The 17,168-nt window shown below is 38.0% G+C and carries 15 protein-coding genes and 1 pseudogene; 12 read left to right on the top strand and 4 right to left on the bottom strand.

Annotated elements, in window-relative coordinates:
* The first annotated feature begins 73 nt into the window (after nt 1–73).
* From OCV68_RS05760 to OCV68_RS05770, 3 genes and pseudogenes are all read left to right on the top strand, one after another.
* Complete coding sequence (locus OCV68_RS05760; protein ID WP_262571381.1) at nt 74–211, top strand: hypothetical protein; 138 nt, start codon at nt 74–76, stop codon at nt 209–211.
* A 203-nt stretch (nt 212–414) separates the two neighbouring features.
* Nucleotides 415–1,998 carry a S41 family peptidase gene (locus OCV68_RS05765; RefSeq protein ID WP_178162714.1) on the top strand — a complete coding sequence of 528 codons (1,584 nt, stop codon included), beginning with the start codon at nt 415–417 and terminating at the stop codon, nt 1,996–1,998.
* A 280-nt stretch (nt 1,999–2,278) separates the two neighbouring features.
* Nucleotides 2,279–2,515 (top strand): annotated as a pseudogene (locus tag OCV68_RS05770) (cysteine peptidase family C39 domain-containing protein); the annotation flags it as partial.
* A 590-nt stretch (nt 2,516–3,105) separates the two neighbouring features.
* On the opposite strand, the gene OCV68_RS14730 reads toward OCV68_RS05770, so the two are convergent.
* Genes OCV68_RS14730 through OCV68_RS05795 form a run of 4 tightly spaced genes read right to left on the bottom strand, consistent with a single transcriptional unit; the run spans nt 3,106 to nt 9,206 of the window.
* Nucleotides 3,106–4,113 carry an O-acetyl-ADP-ribose deacetylase gene (locus OCV68_RS14730; RefSeq protein ID WP_394803496.1) on the bottom strand — a complete coding sequence of 336 codons (1,008 nt, stop codon included), beginning with the start codon at nt 4,111–4,113 and terminating at the stop codon, nt 3,106–3,108.
* Nucleotides 4,097–5,653: a hypothetical protein gene (locus tag OCV68_RS05785; RefSeq protein ID WP_262571384.1), complete on the bottom strand. Its 1,557-nt coding sequence runs from the start codon at nt 5,651–5,653 to the stop codon at nt 4,097–4,099. The genes OCV68_RS14730 and OCV68_RS05785 overlap by 17 nt, the downstream gene beginning before the upstream one ends.
* Nucleotides 5,654–5,688: 35 nt before the next feature.
* Nucleotides 5,689–6,723, bottom strand: coding sequence for a 5-methylcytosine-specific restriction endonuclease system specificity protein McrC (mcrC, locus tag OCV68_RS05790; RefSeq protein WP_262571385.1), 1,035 nt, complete (start codon nt 6,721–6,723; stop codon nt 5,689–5,691).
* A complete protein-coding gene (locus OCV68_RS05795) occupies nt 6,720–9,206 on the bottom strand; it encodes an AAA family ATPase (protein WP_262571387.1) in 2,487 nt (828 codons plus the stop codon). The genes mcrC and OCV68_RS05795 overlap by 4 nt, the downstream gene beginning before the upstream one ends.
* Nucleotides 9,207–10,281: 1,075 nt before the next feature.
* On the opposite strand from OCV68_RS05795, the gene OCV68_RS05800 reads away from it, so the two are divergent.
* The 9 genes from OCV68_RS05800 (at nt 10,282) to OCV68_RS05840 (ending at nt 17,139) form a co-directional block, all read left to right on the top strand.
* The gene (locus OCV68_RS05800; protein ID WP_262571389.1) at nt 10,282–10,866 is read left to right on the top strand and encodes a hypothetical protein; all 585 of its coding nucleotides are present in this window, start codon (nt 10,282–10,284) and stop codon (nt 10,864–10,866) included.
* 145 nt (nt 10,867–11,011) lie between these two features.
* Nucleotides 11,012–11,359, top strand: a complete 348-nt coding sequence (locus OCV68_RS05805; RefSeq protein WP_262571391.1) for a plasmid mobilization protein — start codon at nt 11,012–11,014, stop codon at nt 11,357–11,359.
* A complete protein-coding gene (locus tag OCV68_RS05810) occupies nt 11,356–11,688 on the top strand; it encodes a hypothetical protein (protein ID WP_262571393.1) in 333 nt (110 codons plus the stop codon). The genes OCV68_RS05805 and OCV68_RS05810 overlap by 4 nt, the downstream gene beginning before the upstream one ends.
* An 18-nt stretch (nt 11,689–11,706) precedes the next feature.
* Nucleotides 11,707–11,997, top strand: a complete 291-nt coding sequence (locus OCV68_RS05815) for a helix-turn-helix domain-containing protein (protein WP_262571395.1) — start codon at nt 11,707–11,709, stop codon at nt 11,995–11,997.
* 130 nt (nt 11,998–12,127) lie between these two features.
* Nucleotides 12,128–13,315 (top strand): tyrosine-type recombinase/integrase, encoded by a 1,188-nt coding sequence (locus OCV68_RS05820; protein WP_262571396.1) that lies wholly within the window; start codon nt 12,128–12,130, stop codon nt 13,313–13,315.
* A gap of 345 nt (nt 13,316–13,660) precedes the next feature.
* Nucleotides 13,661–13,930: a DUF6809 family protein gene (locus OCV68_RS05825; protein WP_262571397.1), complete on the top strand. Its 270-nt coding sequence runs from the start codon at nt 13,661–13,663 to the stop codon at nt 13,928–13,930.
* A gap of 107 nt (nt 13,931–14,037) precedes the next feature.
* The gene (locus tag OCV68_RS05830; RefSeq protein ID WP_262571399.1) at nt 14,038–14,454 is read left to right on the top strand and encodes a hypothetical protein; all 417 of its coding nucleotides are present in this window, start codon (nt 14,038–14,040) and stop codon (nt 14,452–14,454) included.
* Nucleotides 14,455–14,587: 133 nt separating this feature from the next.
* On the top strand, nt 14,588–15,436 hold the full coding sequence (locus OCV68_RS05835) for a DNA adenine methylase (protein WP_262571400.1): 849 nt from the start codon (nt 14,588–14,590) through the stop codon (nt 15,434–15,436).
* Between the two features lie 11 nt (nt 15,437–15,447).
* The gene (locus tag OCV68_RS05840) at nt 15,448–17,139 is read left to right on the top strand and encodes an AlwI family type II restriction endonuclease (protein ID WP_262571402.1); all 1,692 of its coding nucleotides are present in this window, start codon (nt 15,448–15,450) and stop codon (nt 17,137–17,139) included.
* The last annotated feature ends 29 nt before the right edge of the window (nt 17,140–17,168 follow it).

Raw genomic sequence — 17,168 nt, forward strand, 5'->3', positions numbered from 1 at the left:
TCAATCGTCAGAACAAGTAGAAATGTCGATTAAATCAGTGGTTACTTAGAAATGAAGATTATAGTATATTGACATGCTCGATGTAGAGGGCGGCGTTATTGGCACTATCTGTGCTGTTATTGGTACAGCTCTTGCTATCGGCACCGCAATCTACGGTTATGGCTACGCTAAGGGTCAGCAGGCTGGTTATCGTGCGAAGTATGGTAACTAATTAACCATTGACAGGGTTGTTTTAGTCAAAGACGCTTGTTTAAGACTACTGCAACCCTGTCTTCATTATTAAATATATTTTTCCCTCTTTTCAAAAATGCTAAAATATGCTATACTTATGGTACGTCAGACTGTAAGTAATTTTGTAAAGTTGCTTGCATTTGCTGATGATGTAATATTTTTATGAAAATAGAGGTAATTCGCATGAAAAAGAAAGTGATATCCTTGATTGGAATTTTGTGGGCATGTTTATGTGTTGTATTTGTTATAATTATTCTCAAATACAACGTAAAAGGAATAATTAATAGTGTTTTTCCACCAGAAGAAATACAAGAACTAAATCTTACTGAAGAGGAAAAACTGGAAGATTTCAATTTCTTTTTTAATACGGTTACATCAAGTATGCCAATGATTAATGAATATGATTCTGTTTATGGATTTAATATAACGGAAAGAAAAGATTACTATCAGGAAATGGTCAAATCTACGAAAAACGACTATGAATTTTATTGTGTAATGGTAGCACTTACGCAAGAAATCCCAAGCTTCCATACAGATTTGGTATACCCTGATAGCATAAATACGCTGCATTGTTATAACTCAAAAAAAATATCTACAGATAGAGCTGTCATTTCGTATAATCGTTATTGGGCAGATATTATTGAAGATAATATTGACTCTACGTGCAACTATTATGTATTCACTTATGTTGATGGTGAATATTTATTTAATTGGATAGAAAGTACAGGCGTATTAGAAGAAGAGACTGCACAATTGATAGAAATTGATGGTGTGGCAGTGGATGATTTTATCACATCGAATATTTCTGTATATAATCTTTTTTATGATGGAAAGAATGAAAAGCCCTGTCGCACAAAAATTGTACTTAATGATTTGAATGGTGATTGTAAAAAAGTAAAAATAAAATTTGCTGATGGAACAGTAATTGAAAAGCAATTGTGTTATAGTATATATATGGAAGAAGCTTTTCTCCATCAAAATACATCAAATGCTGTTGAATATGAAGATTATACATTTTACGAGACCGATGAATACGCATATATTTCCTTAAACAATATGTCAAATCCTTATGGAGAGGATATTAAAGATAAACTCAATAATTTAAGTTGCAGTAACATAATCATTGATTTGCGTGAAAATTATGGCGGCAACACACAATACGCTGCCAAATACATATATCCGTCTTTATTTTCAAAAGACATTGATGAAGTAAGTAATTGGTATTTGCCTGATTCTGATGCCAATAAAGTAATTGTCAATGACTGGGCGAATAGATTGGTACATAAATTTAATTCAGTTGATGAGTCACCATACGAAACGGAGAATGGTATTGAGTTATTGTGTTCTATATCAGAGCAAAATTATAGGGGAGGAAATGAAAACGATAAGAACGTTATTTTGATTACGTCTCAAAAAACAGGTTCAGCAGCTGATAGGTTTGTTTCAGATATGAAAAAGAACAATTTAGCTTTAGTAGTTGGAAACAATACGGGCGGTGAAGGTTTAATGTATTCATATAATGCAATGAGTCTTCCAAATAGCCGGCTTGTATTTATATATATGCCAAGTGGTGCTAAAAATCCTGATGGAAGTGATAATTCAGTTAGTGGTACTAAGGCTGATGTGTACATTAATTTATCAAAAGAGGATTTTAACACTTATAATGAAATGATAGAAAGCGGCGAAGATTATACCTCGTTCGAAGCTAAAATGAAATATGATACAATACTAAAATACTGTGTTAATCTTTTAGAAGAGAATAAATGAACTACTACTGAGAAATCAGGCAAATAAGAAAATCTCCTGAGGGGGGATGCCTGTGAAATTATATGGTTGATAGACTGTTCAATACAGTTATAAGCGCCGCCTGTAATAAATCCCTATAGGGTTTGTGCAAGCCACCGACTATGCCAGTGGTTTTGACTCAATGTTTGTTTTTAACGATTTGTAGCTATGAATTTGTGGAATAGAATACAAAAGTTTAGTTTTGAATATAATCGTGTATTGGATAAAAAAGCGATATATGATATAATTAAATAGAGTATATATGACAATTTCGTTGGAGAGGCGAGGATACATGAAATACTACTGTGTAAAACAACACGACATAACCGACTGCGGAGCAGCGTGTTTGGCGACTATCTCAAAGCAATACGGACTTAATCTGTCCATTTCAAAAATACGAGAGATTGCAGGTACAGACAAGCAAGGTACAAACGCTTACGGTATGATTAAGGCAGCCGAACAGCTCGGTTTTACTGCAAAGGGTGTCAAGGGCGATCAAGAAGCATTTTTCATGTATTGCTCTATTATCAAAAAGCAGTTTTTCAGCCTCGCCTTGTTATCCGCAATACTAAATCTTACAATAACACAATGCACATGAGCCTTTATGCTTATTCCGGAGTTGATAGCTATGCTTGGACAATAACATTTATGCAAATCGGAAATAAAGTCTGCGTACTCTTCCGAAAAAAGTCAGCAAGATTACTTTTGAATTTTTTCAACAATCTCTCTTCCACCTGCATTCAGATACGTCTGTCAAATATAATCATTGAACATTACTTTCCCCTCCACCTAAGAGAATACTGCGAGTATTGATAATCTCAGAAGGTTTTACTTCTTCAGCGGACAACAATTGAGAACCTGTCTTCATAAGAAATGTGTGCGGATTTTCGAGCATAATTTTGTTGCAGAGTAGGCAAAAATCCGCAGGCGGGCTTTCGCCCGGCAAGGATTTTTAACGCAGTCTGCGGCAAAATTTGCCGAAAAGACGTGCGCATATGCTTGTGAAGACGGGTTCTGATGTACTCCTGTTTTACAAATCGACTGATTTCTTAATGATTCAGCTGATTTGCTTTTACCGCATTAGCTGAATTAATGATTCGTAAGAGTCATATATGCTGCCATTTCAGCATCTTTAAAGCAGCAGAAATATATGTTCATTACTGTATCGGGGTGTGCATCAAGCCACCTGACTACCGCAAGTAGAGAGACCTTTGCAGCTTCGTCTAACGGATAACCATATACTCCTGTGGATATACCGGGGAAAGCAATGCTGTTACATCCGTTTTCAAGTGCAATATCTAATGAATTGGTATAGCAAGCCGCAAGCAGCTCCGCATCGTCAGGCTTACCGCTGTAAACAGGGCCTACCGTATGGATAATATGATCTGCGTGTTTTATATTGTATGCCCCTGTTATTTTTGCTTCACCTATATTGCAGCCATGAAGTGTTCTGCATTCCCTCAGCAATTCAGGGCCTGCAGCCATATGAATAGCTCCGTCTACGCCTCCGCCGCCAAGAAGGCTGCTGTTTGCTGCGTTGACGATAGCATCAACGTGCATATCAATGACGCTGCCTTTCACAAAGGAAATATGAGATTTCGGATTGTATTTGGAAAGCATTTTAATGATATCCTTTTGCAAAAAAAGCTTCTGTCCCCAGGGATTGATGATATATCCAACGCAGTCCGTCCAGTTATCAACTGCTTCAAACAATACTTTCAGAGATTGGTTTATTGAAGATGAGGACTCTCCTTTTTCCAGTTCCTCATGACTTGTAAAAAGAGGAATAAAGTAGTGACCGTCTTCGTCAGCTGCTAAGTGTCTGAACTTTATCGGTATATCTTCACTTACTGAAAAAGTTTCACCGATTTTTGCTTTTTCGGGATCTCCTATCGCCTGAAGCATAGCCTCGAGAAGTTCGATAGGTACTATGACCTGCATATCATTGTTCAGTCCATTTGCAACAGCATTGAATACTGCTTCCGGTGCTGCGTTATCATCGCCATAGTACCAGTTAAAAATTGCCCTTTCTAATTCAAGTGCATATCTATCTTCGGTCATTTTATCATGTCCTTCTTTCTTAAATATCTTTATCATCAGATTCAAAGTCTTTGTCTGTGCATTTTCGGATAATCTTCTTTATCCGCTCAATTGGAAACGGTGCTTCTTCTTTTTTGTGGTATTCAATACTTGAAATTCTTGCAATAGACCGATGATTATCGTGTCCCACGGGTACAATAACCAGATCACCTTTTTCAAGTGTATCATCATCTGTAAGGTAGCAATATTCTTTGCCATATTCTTCAAATATTACATTGCAGAAAATCAATTCAGATTGCCGCCGCAAAGCTTTTCCATAAACCGAAGAGTCAAGAATTTCATTTATTTCATAAAACTGCATAAATGAAATTATGTTATTTGCAAGCTCAGGAAAATCCTCGGGCAGTCCATATTTATCAAAGGTTCCGGTTATCACTCGCTGTTTTCCATAAAGAAAATCAATAGTAATAGTGTAATCCTTTGTCTCTAAAGGATTTTTTACCACATCATCAGGGTTTCCTTCAATAGTGTTGAGAAATTCATCTGTATCATATCCTTCAAGCAGGCTATCAATTCCGCCTTCTATGCAATATTTTCTTTCAACCACACAGCCTGTTCCGATATTATGAATGTAAGTCATTGTTTCGTTTTTTCTGTCAATCACTATCTTTTCCGAGTAATCCCACGTTACAAATTCCCACAAAGTGCCTTCCGGAATATTTGACGGCTTTATTTTGGTATTTCGGTGGTAATCAATAACCATTTTTTCGATTCTGTCTTTAAAAGCATTCCCGTCAAACATATACAATTCGGGCATATCAAGACTGCTTCTGAATACATCGGAAATGTTATCCAGTATAGAATTTTTCGTTGGTACCAATGATCCTCTGAAGCAGAAATCCTCATCTTCAGTATTGGTAAGTATCAGTTTCCATTCACCAACATCTGTAGCCATGATCACATTAAATTCATCTGAGAAATATTCCTCCAATATTTTTAGCAGGTGAGAAGTCACTTCATTGTCGAGCTTAATTCTTCGTTCAGCAGACTTAATGTATTTTTCGCCGTTTCCGTAATTATATCGGGTAAAGAATAAACGTCCGTCATCGGTAAGTGTCAGCCGCTGTTCTATTTCATCATCGGGCATAGGACAAGGTCCATAACATAGTGAATTAGATATGAGCTTTGCTTTTTTTAGTGTCCCTTTAAATACAAATCCGGATACTCCCGATTCTGATGTCAGCAGTTCCAGTCTGCCGAGCGCAGTAATAAACCATCCTCTGTTTTCCGTGAGTGTAATTTCTTCTCCATTACCCGCCCAATGGTTAAAGTAACGCCATTTTGAAAAAATAGCTGAACCAAGAAGTTGTATGTCTTTAACAGAATCTATTATTTTGTCAAGCTCCCGATAGTCGCTGAAAACATTCAAATCAGGATAAGCAGCAATAAATGATTCTCCGCAATCCATCTGAAAGCCTAAAGCAAAGCATTCGTCTGCAAAAGCTGTATCTTCACAAAGGTCACGTCCGGTGGCTTTCGTGTCTCTGAATTTGTCAAACCATTTACGGGCAAATTTATGTATTTCTTTATTAGACATTTTACACACCTCCGCAGCTATACTAAAATTTTCTTTTACAAATCAAAATGTTCTTCTGCGATTCTGTTCAGCTGTGCCACAATTTCCGTAAAATCGCAGTCCAGATCCAGCGTCCTGACACTTATCTTATTTCCACTCATAAGATATTGATTGTTCGGAATTATTTCCTCATCGGTTTTGGCATACAGTAGCATACCCGATACTTCATGTGGACAGTCCGCCAGTTCATATTCTTTGTTTTTCACATAGGTGAAGATCTGATACAGATTACCCGAATGAAGCTTTTTCGTGCCGTATTGTGTCTGAGTCGTGTGTGAATAATACTTTGCGTCGATAATAAGAATTTTTTCTTTATACGTAAGCATAATATCCGTCTGCATTACCGGCAGCATCATTCCTATGCCGTCATCGAGCTGCCATGGAATCTGAGATGCATTTGCAGTAATTTTCGGAAATTCACGCCGATAATACTCCAGAATGAATTTCTCATAAAGGCAGCACATTCGCTGTTCATCAAGAAAATCCATAAGCCTGGTGCTTCCCTCGGAATTGGTATGAAGCAGTCCTTTGACCACCATCCAACAAACCGAGATAAGCATATGATAGGTCTGATTATTTCTATTGTAGCGGATATTCCAGTTTACGGTATGAAGATCTATCGGTTCAACATCACCGAAATATACCATCAGCTTTTTCAGTTCTTTTTTGCGCTCTTTTGAAATATCAGAGCGCAGCAGAAGATCAACCGTTGATCTGATGATTCGGTTCATCGTTGTGTTGACGGAAAAATCATCGTATTCACATATCAGCTGCTTTTTAAGCATTGTCTGTGTCTTTACAGAACCTGCAATATCTATCCTTCCCCGCAGCGAAGAAAGCGCTTCCGTCTTTTGAATATATTCTTTTCCAAGTCCACGCTTTATTTGCAAAGATATACCTTTTGCAAGTATAGCAGCCATAAGTTCTGCGGTATTTCCAAATTTTTCTGTGGCAATATTCTTGTAGCCTTGCTCGGTCAATATCTGAAAAGCATATGACAGCATATAGTAGATATTTTGTATAGGTATCACTTAATTGCACTCCTTAGATTGCTGCTCCAATCCTTGACCTTCACAGGTTCATCAAACCAATATTCCTTTAGAAGCGGAATTAACTCATATTCCACAATACCCGACAAGCACCGGTCATCAATAGTTTCGGCGTCTAAATTGCAGAAATAGCTGTGACCAATGCAGAAACCGTCTCCAAGAGACTCATCTGCGGAAATAGCATTATTCAAGCCCTCAACACAATTTATGAGCTTGTTGAATTTTTCGTTATCAAGCGTTGTGCGATATTCACGGAAACCATCGGTTTCAAACCCGGGTCTCAGCTCAAAAAAGGCAAACCGCCTGCGCAGAGCGTAATCCAGCATTGCCAGACTGCGGTCGGCTGTGTTCATCATACCGATAATATAGACGTTCCCAGGGACCGCAAACTTTTCATCGGAGTATAATAACTGAAGTGGGAGCCCTCGCTTATCATTTTCAATAAGCATAAATAACTCACCAAAAATTTTGCTCAGGTTTCCTCTGTTAATTTCATCAATGATGAAGAAATAGTCATTATCGCTGTCGATCTCAGCCTTTTTGCAGAAATTGTAGAAAGCACCTTTTTTTAATTCAAATCCTGTTTCTGTTGGCCTGAATCCCATAATGAAATCTTCATAGGAGTAGCTTTGATGGAACTGAACCATCATTACTCTGTCAATATCCTTTACGCCCATCATTGAATATGCCAGACGTTTTGCGGCAAAGGTCTTGCCAACACCCGGAGCTCCTTGAAGAATAATGTTCTTTTTATTCCTGAGTATTCCAACCAGCTGCGAATATTCTTCATCAGACATAAAAACCTCGTCCAGGAAATCGTCCTCTGTATAAACAGGATAATTTTTTGCCGCTTCCTCAACATCATCGGCGGTTTCGTCTTCAAATAATGCATTCAATTTTTCAACATATTCGGTATATGTTGTGATGTCTGTAAGGGTTTTCATAACAGCTTTACCCGGATGCTGCCATTGACCTTTATTTGTCCAGTTAACTTTACGAATATTGCCGTATTCATCTTTTCTGTTCGGATCAAATTCATAATCAGATGTAACAACTCCACGTCCGACAAGCTGCTGCGTGCCGTTCTTTACAAAAATTACGTCGCCGATTTTCATCTCATTGGCAAACTGCCACGTTGCATGAGCAGCGTGCGTATAAGAAAGATTTGAACCAAAGGTTTCCTTCATTTTGATTTTAATATCGCCTTTAGTTTTAAAGTTTTTCAGATCACCAATTTCTCCCCAGCCAATTGCCATAATACCTGCATTATAAAACTCGTCCCACATGGATGCGCCTTCACCGGGTGAATAGATCCAATAATGAACAGTAGATACATCATCGTCTGCAAGTGCAGCACTGCCATTTTCACGCTTTGTCTGATAATCGGCAACGCCCTTTTTAAAGATATCCGAAGCCAGATCATCAGTCATCTCTACAGTTTGTCCGGCTTCTGTCAATGTCCATACACCATATACACTTTTATCTATGTAACCGGCATTGACCAAATAATTACGAGCAAATGCAACTTCATTTTCAAACTTGTTAACATTGTTCTTGCCTCGTGTAATATTGACATCTTCATCAGAAAGATGTTCATTTTCAATAATTTTATTACGAGCTTCAACAGGTGTAGCAGAACCGCCCAAATCACGCAAAGCCTGAATCAGAGGATTGAACCAGCGGAGAAATGCAGCCTTTGATGCTTTCTTTTCGGCAGACACAGCCTTTTCCTGATTCACCTGTTCGGAAATTTTCCAGGCATAGTATGAAAGCTCCGGGAAATTCTTATATTCATAATCACCGTTTTCCATAGCAGACCTGCAAGCATCCCTGATGAAAAGGTAATCCGCTGCATTCGGCAGCTTGTTCAATTTGGGTTTAACCGATTCCACAAATTCCGAAGGCATATTTTCTATATTGGTGATATACCACCTGTTTCTGGAATCCAGATTGATAAAATAATAAGGACGAATCCAATAAAGTGCCATTGTCAGATTCCACCGAATACAAAGCTGTTCGTGAACTATATCATACCACTTAGAAAAAGCAGCACGATTTTCTTCCGTATCTGCGTCCGATAATTTCAGAGCAGAGGAAAAAAGTTCCCAAAGGTGTTCAATATCATTTTCTTTTCTTTTATCAAAGCCATAAAATGTAGCTTTCAAATTATTGAGCACAGGAATCCCATCAAAATTATCAGGAATTTTCGCTTCAATTCCAAATTCATTTGCTATGCCGGTGATAATTGATAATCTGTTTGAATTGGTTATGCCTTTATTAAAAAGGCCAAAAACTGTAAACGGGTCAATATCAATAATTTCATCTACGCTGTCCAGCTTGGGAATCTTCATATCTATTGAAGTATAAACTGCTTTGATTTTCTCAATCAGCGCTTTTCGGTCATTCTTAAAAGACAATAGTTTGGTGGCTAATTCCGAGTAAAAGTTTATCCAATCAAATTGCATTGATGATGACCTCCATTATTTTTATACTTGATTTGTTATTGCCTATTTTACATTACTTCAAAGGTGCTTTTTAACACTGTAACATATTATTTAGCAAATTACAACAATATTTTGTATATTCTTACAATTATTTCTTGCGCATATTAAAAAATATATAATTATTACTTATTAAGATAATTATAACATACTATCTGTTTCAAAATCAGGACAATAGAATTTTATGCATATAAAAAATATAGCCATGATTTTGTTTAAAATAAACAAGGTAACTATACTTGTATATTGACAGGGAACAGGATAGTCATAATAAACACATAGAAACTCTTTACAAAATATTCAGGCACGAAAAGCCAAGGCATAACTATGAACAATTAAAAGAGATTCTGTTTCTGAAGTGATGTTTATGAACGTTTAACAATCTTTCGTAACGTTTCCGTTCCGAAAAAAGAAAGCCAATTCTGAAAAACCGATTATGGCATAATGGACATAAAGAGCAGAAAACAAATATATAACAAAAGAGAAAAATAGATACCAACACTTCCCCAAAAACGAAATAATACAATATCACATAAGTGTTTACAAAATGTTCAGGTGCAAAAACCCTGTGACAATACTATGAATATTCATAAGATATTCTGAGATTTTGAGATAATTTGAGTATATTTGAGTAAACTTAAGTATATTTCGGTATATTTGCGTTCAGCTTCTTCAAGTCAATTTTCAAAAATCAAATATGATATAATAGACTTACCGGACAGAAAAAAACGGAATAACACGAAAGAGGATGATTTCAATGCTTATGTTAAGATGAAGAAAAAGTTAACTTATCATTCATGAGTACATTCAGTACCAAATTAAACATCGGTACCGAAGATTAAGTACCAAATCTGTATTTTTGAGGTACAGATGCGGGAAATGTACTGCATCTGTACTTCTAAAGTACAGAAAATAGGTACTGTTCCGGTATCATTCAGGTACATAAGTATGAAACAAAAAGATAAGTAAATGAAATGTACCGATATGGTACCGGAATAAAAGTACCGTACATATAAAAAGTACCGAAAGGCGGAAGGCTGTGACCATAAATGAATTTTGTAAAATGTATCATATATCCCATCAGGCTGTTTACTCTGCAATCCGTAGGCACGTTAAAGAACTGAAAGACCACATTTCTAAAAATAGCAATGAAGTTAAGTTGCTTGATGATTATGCGGTCGAATTTCTGAAGCCGAAGAATGTTTCTGCGGACAAGTATAACATTGTCTGCGAAGGAAACGACAAAATGCGTGTTCAGAATATTTCGATTGTTTCAGATAATGAAGATTTACAGAAACGAATAAATGAGCTTGAAAGCAAGGTGCAGAAAGATAAGGCAGCTGCAGAGAGCTTCAGGTCCGATTCAAGCAAGTATTTTCAATTATCTCAAGAAAAGGATAAACGCATAAGCGAGCTGGAAAAGCGTATATCTGATATTACTGCATTACTTGATGAAAAGGACAGCCGCATTTCAGATCTGGAGCGTGAAATATCATCGTTAAGGGAGCTTTGCAGCAGTCAGAGATCGGAGATAACAGCACTTAAAGATAAATGCTCTGAACAGGAAGAAGCACTTACTGCGGCAAAGGTCAACAAGGGTATTTTCGGTCTTGGAAAGAGGTAGCTTGCAACGTGTTGAAAGGGGGTATGCAACTCTGTTGCATGAAAGGGCGGGGCAGGAAGATAGCAAGCGTAGATTTTGTATCCCACAAAATCGTTTCTGAGGCACATCCCCAGCCCCCTCATTTAGGAAGGAGAAAGCAAAAAATATGGCTAAAAGAAATATAGAAAAACATATCAGATTAAGTGAGAAGGAAGATGATATTCTCAGAAGAAAAGCAGAAAAACTCAATGTTAGCGTCTGCGAATACATACGCCGAACGGCTGTAAACGGAAAAATCCTTCGGTATGATCTTTTGTCACTGCATGATGATTTGATAAGTTTCAGAATGGTGGGAACCGAGCTGAACGCTATTGCCAAGGAGATAAACACGCACAGAAAAATCAGTGAAAATGATATCTCTGCACTGAACACACAGCTTGACTTTCTTGAAAGTTACACTGAAAAGTTCTGTATTCCTATTCCTGAAATTGTCGGAGGAGGAGAAAATCCATGAGCAGAAATATCGTGCGTCATCTGAGATTTTCAAAAAGCGAATATGAGGCTATTTGCAGTAAAGCTGAATATTTGAAAATTCCCGAAGGTAGGTTCATACGCAAAATTGCTGTTCAGGAAAATCTGAAAAGATATGATCTTTACGAATCGAGAAAAATCACAAGAGCGTTTTATTATTGCGGTGACTCTCTTGAACAGATAAGAAAAATTGCCGAAACAGAAAAATCCGAACATCTGCCTGAAATAGAAAATCTGCAGGAAAGATTTTTGAATATAAGCAAGACATTTGAAAAAGAAATAAAAAAGCTCAGACCCAATGTGTTGATCTGAGAGAATAGGAGAAAGCTTATGGAGAAAAACAAAACTGAAATTATTGCGCAGATCGTTACGCTGTTGTCACAGCTTGTAGAAAGCGAGGACGAAAAGAAGAATGAGTCTGCGGCGGTTTCTGCCGCAGCTCCGGTTGAGATGCTGACTATCAAGGAGTGTGCCGAAGCAGTAACAGGCTTATCGGAGCATACGATTCGTCAGCTTGTGGCGCAGGAGAAGATTCCGTATATCCGAACAGGCAAGGGTAAGCGTGGCAAGATACTTATCAGCAAAGCGGCGCTTTTGGAATATCTGGGAATCACATCATGAACAAAAATATGAGCATTATATGCCGACATATTTCTGATTACATACTTAACTTTATGGTAGTAAAGTGTTACAATATAAATATACAGGAGTATGTCATAAAATCTATGTTTATTTAAGAAGAATAAATCTTATGGCTACTATCAGAAAAAGAGGGGACTCTTATCAGATAAGAGTTTCCGTCGGTTACGATACAAAGGGAAATCACAAGGAACAGGCAATGACCTGGAAGCCCGAACCGGGCATGACGCAGCGGCAGATTGAAAAAGAGCTGAACCGTCAGGCGGTCATGTTCGAGGAGTCGGTCAACCACGGTTTCAAGACTTCCGCTATGAAGTTTCAGGAGCTTGCGGAGGAATGGTTTGAGAACTACGCCAAGAACGCTCTCAGAAGCACTACATACGAGAGAATGCTCCAGCTCACGCACCGTGTCTATCCTGCGATAGGGCATCTGCGTATCGACAAGATCACAGCAAGGCATTTGCAGGGCTTCGTGAACTCTCTCGCCAAAGAGGGAGCGAACGAAAAGACAGGCAAGCCCCTCGCACCGAAAACGATACGTCACAATCTCAGTTTTATTTCGGATGTATTCAGCTATGCGGTGAGAATGGAGCTTATTTCCGATAATCCGTGCAGCAAAGTCGTTATTCCGAAAGGAGAAGTAAAGGAAAAGCAGATTTATTCTCAGGAAGAAATGGATTTGCTTCTTACAAGGCTTATGGGTGAACCCGTCAAGTATAAAGCTTTCTTTTATCTTATTGCATACAGTGGTTTTCGCCGCAGTGAAATGCTTGGTCTGGAATGGAAGGACATTGATTTTGAGAACAATATTATAAGTGTCCGCCGCACATCAAATTATACTGCTGAACGTGGCATATATACCGATACCACTAAGACAAAGCGTTCGCAGCGCACCTTGAAGATCTCGCCGTTTATTATGGATATTCTTCGTGAACTTAAAGATGAGCAGGACGCAGAAGCGCTCCGTCTGGGTGATAAGTGGGTGGAAACGGACAGGCTGTTTACCAAGTGGAACGGCGAGGAAATGAACAATCAGACTCCCTACGGCTGGCTTAAAGAGTTCTGCGAGAAGAACGATATGCCTTTCTACGGTATTCACAGTTTCCGTCACTTTGCGGCATCTTCCCTTATCTCTGCCAGACTTGACGTTACCACCGTTTCGGATGCGTTAGGGCATTGCAACTCGGGAACGACTTTAAATGTATATTGCCATCAGTTCCAGACTGCACAGGCGAGAGTATCAGAGGCTATGGACGAGGCGTTCGGATTCCTTAATAAAAGGAAGGATCATACAGCTTGAAGTGCAGCTGCGGACAGAAAATTTGAAATAGCGGACAAGTAGCGGACAAGCCCAATTTTTAGCCAAAAAGAAAACTCGCAAACAACGTAGCTGCGTTGTTTGCGAGCAAGTGAATTGGTGACCCGTACGGGAATTGAATTAAATTTTTCACATTTTCTAACCTGCCGTGATATGGGAAATAGCCCGTATTTACGGCATTTTTCAACCTTAACTCGTTTTATTATGCTGTCCTTTATTCTATCTTTTTGAAACTTGTAAAGGACAGACAAAGGACAACGTTATGGTCATACTCCTGTTATTTTCTTTTGAGAAGAACATCAACCAAATAATATGGAGGACACGAAAATGAAAAATATTCTCGATGAACTTTATGATTATGACCTGTTCCACCTGACCGAGATTGAGGATATGGATGGTTCATACAAGACAGCTCTCGACAGGCTCGTCAAGGCAGAAGCTGAGTTGAAGAAAGCCTATCCCGACCGCACTGACATTCTCGATGAGTATCAGTCAGCGGACATTGAGCTGCATAATCTCTCCAACCGTAATGAATTCCGCAAGGGCTTCAAGGTCGGCGCACAGCTCGTCCTCGAAATGATAAAGCCTATTAAGTGAGCAGAGTTTTTGGCAAAAATGCCCATAACCCTAAAAAGAGATTTTGCTTCATGTCACGGATCACAGATTTGTTATCCGTGAGTAATCATTAACAGGAGGGAATAACTATGAGCAGATACAAGAGCGAACAAACTGAATACAGCCCGCTGAAAAAGAAATCAGTTTCGCTGTGGAGACTGGACACCAACACCTTGACCGTCACTCACTTCAACACTGATACTCAGACCGAGGAGAGCAAGACCTACAGCACCGATTTCATCAGGTATCATCTTCATTTCTCTGACAGCCATTGTCCCGACAGGCTTCGCAGGCTCGTCAAAGAGGGTAGGATCATGCAGTACCTTGATGATATGGAGCATAAAGTCGGTGAAGCTATCTCCCGTCAGGTGGAGCTTTGGAAGCAGACTGACAGTTGCTATCAGAAAGCTGTCCTCAGCGGTGACTCCGTGAAGATGCTCGGCCTTGAAAACTGCTTCGTCAGTATGGCGAGCGAAGCGGTGTTTGAGTGTATGATATACGTTTAACCATAAGTCCCTTGAAACAGACAATTTCAAGGGACTTTATTGTGCAAAAAGGAGATTTTTCAAATGTTGTATTGTGCTATTATTATAACTATGTTATAATAATAGGGGAAGTGTTTGGTCTGGAGGTATGATTATGAATCCCGTGTTAAAGTACAGAGGTGGAAAATCGAGAGAGATTCCACGTTTTTTACAATATATACCAGATGATTTTAATAGATACATTGAGCCTTTCTTTGGTGGCGGAGCTGTTTTTTTCTATTTGGAGCCTGATAATGCCATTTTAAATGATGTTAATGAAAGGCTTATGACTTTTTATACGCAATTAAGAGATCAATATCCTGATATGAGAACGCAACTTGATGGTATTCAAGCGATTTATGAGCGTAATCAGGCTGAATTCAAAAGATTAAAAGCCTTAACTCCTGACGAGCGAGTACCAAATGCAAACGAAGATTTGTATTATCATATGAGAGAATTGTTTAATCATCCTGATGGGTCATACTTAGATGGTGTTATTTATTTCTTCATAAATAAGACTGCATATTCAGGAATGATAAGATATAATAATAGCGGTGAATATAACGTACCGTTCGGCAGATATCCTAACCTCAATACTCACTTGATTACTCCAGAACACAGTGAACTTTTGCAACGTGCTGAGTTATATAATCTCGATTATAGAAGAATATTTGACATGGCTCAGGAAGAAGATTTCATTTTTCTCGATCCCCCATATGATTGTGTATTTAATGATTATGGAAATATTGATTTGATGAACGGGTTTGATGAGGCTGAACATCGCCGTCTGGCTGCTGATTTCAGAAACCTTCCTTGTCGTGCCTTAATGATTATAGGTAAAACTCCGTTGACAGAAGAGTTATATGGTGAATATATTTTTGATGAGTATTATAAAAACTATTCTGTGAATATTAAGAATAGATTCAACAATGATAAAATGCACATAGTTGTAAAGAATTATTAAGGATCAAATATATGGCTGTTTTAAGAAATAAAGTTCTGTTCTTTACTACTTCACCAAGATCACCTCAAAAGATGATCCCTGAAATTCGTTTGTTACACGAAAAGTTTGAGGGTAAAGAATGGAATGCATACTCTCAGGAGGCTTTTATTGACGAGCTTGCAAAATCCAGCTTCTTTGAAGGTAATGGCTCTCCTTCTGATAAAGCATTTAGTGCAAGAGATAGAATAAACAGGGCGCCTAAAGCATTGGGTTTTGTAGACTTACAGCCTTCTATCTCTTTGACAGAAGCTGGAAAAGCGTTAGTTTATGGCAAAAGACCTCAAGAAATCTTCCTCAGACAACTATTGAAATATCAGTTACCATCACCTTACCATGTTGAAAATGGTGATACTTCAGGTTCGTTTTGTGTTCGCCCATACCTTGAAATTCTTAGGTTAGTACGCACACTTGAATACTTAACGTTTGACGAAATTAAAATATTTGCTCTGCAATTAACGGATTATCATAACTTTGATACAATTAAAAATATGATACTTGCTTTCAGAAAAAAGGAAGAAGAATATCGTGGAAAATACAAAAAATTAGTAGATGAAACATGGACTTCGGCAATAAAAGAACTATACTCTGACACTATCGCATCGGGCAAAACAAAAACAAGAGAAACAACAGATGCAAGTCTTAAAAAGTTTATTTCTACTAAAAAGAGCAATATGCGAGATTACACAGACGCTTGCTTTAGATATCTGAGATATACAGGCTTAATATCTATTTCTCATAAAAACAGATCAATTTCTATTTTTGCTGATAAAATTACAGAAGCAGATTTTATTCTTGCTAATGTTGACAGAAATCCAGTGTTTGTTACTGATTCAGTACAATATAAGCAGCATTTATTTTCAAAGGATACCCCTGTTCTTTATACGGATAACAAAGATAATATCATTGATATTCTTATGAAGATAGGTTCTTATACAAAAAGAGAACTAAGTGGAATGGAGCTTGAGAAGCTCAAAGATTTGCGTGATGATATTGTCCAAAGGCATAAAGAAGCTGTCATTCACGAACAGGTTGCTGAAATAAAGTCGTATGCTCTATATTCCGAAATTATTGATACATTCAATGAAATTATATCTGATGAGTACTATGATGCGCCGTTAATGTTTGAGTATAATACATGGAGAGCAATGACTATGCTTGATGGCGGAGATATTAAGGGTAACTTTAAGTTTGATGATTCCGGACAGCCGTTATCTACTGCACAGGGCAATATGCCGGACATAGAGTGCGATTACTCAGATTATTCAATGTCGGTAGAGGTCACCTTGCAGTCAGGACAAAGGCAATATGAAACAGAGGGAGAACCTGTTGCAAGACACTATGGTCAATTGAAGAAGCGTTCAGGCAAAGATACATATTGCCTGTTTATAGCTCCGAATATCAATCCTGCGGTAGTAGCACATTTCTTCACGTTGAATAGGACTAATATCTCCTATTATGGTGGAAAATCTAAGATTGTTCCACTTGATTTAGACTTGTTTATGAAACTGGTTGAAAACTCATATAATTACAGCACACAGCCAAAATCATCAGATGTTCGCAGACTTCTCGATATGATAATAAACAAAGTTGATACTTCTGAAAATGAAACCGAATGGTATGATTACATACAGGAATGTGCAAGTAATTGGCTTGTATGTAGTTGAAATTGTACCATATCATTGAAATGTGAGGT

Origin of the sequence: Huintestinicola butyrica (assembly GCF_025567215.1) — a bacterium.
Taxonomy (GTDB): domain Bacteria; phylum Bacillota; class Clostridia; order Oscillospirales; family Ruminococcaceae; genus Huintestinicola; species Huintestinicola butyrica.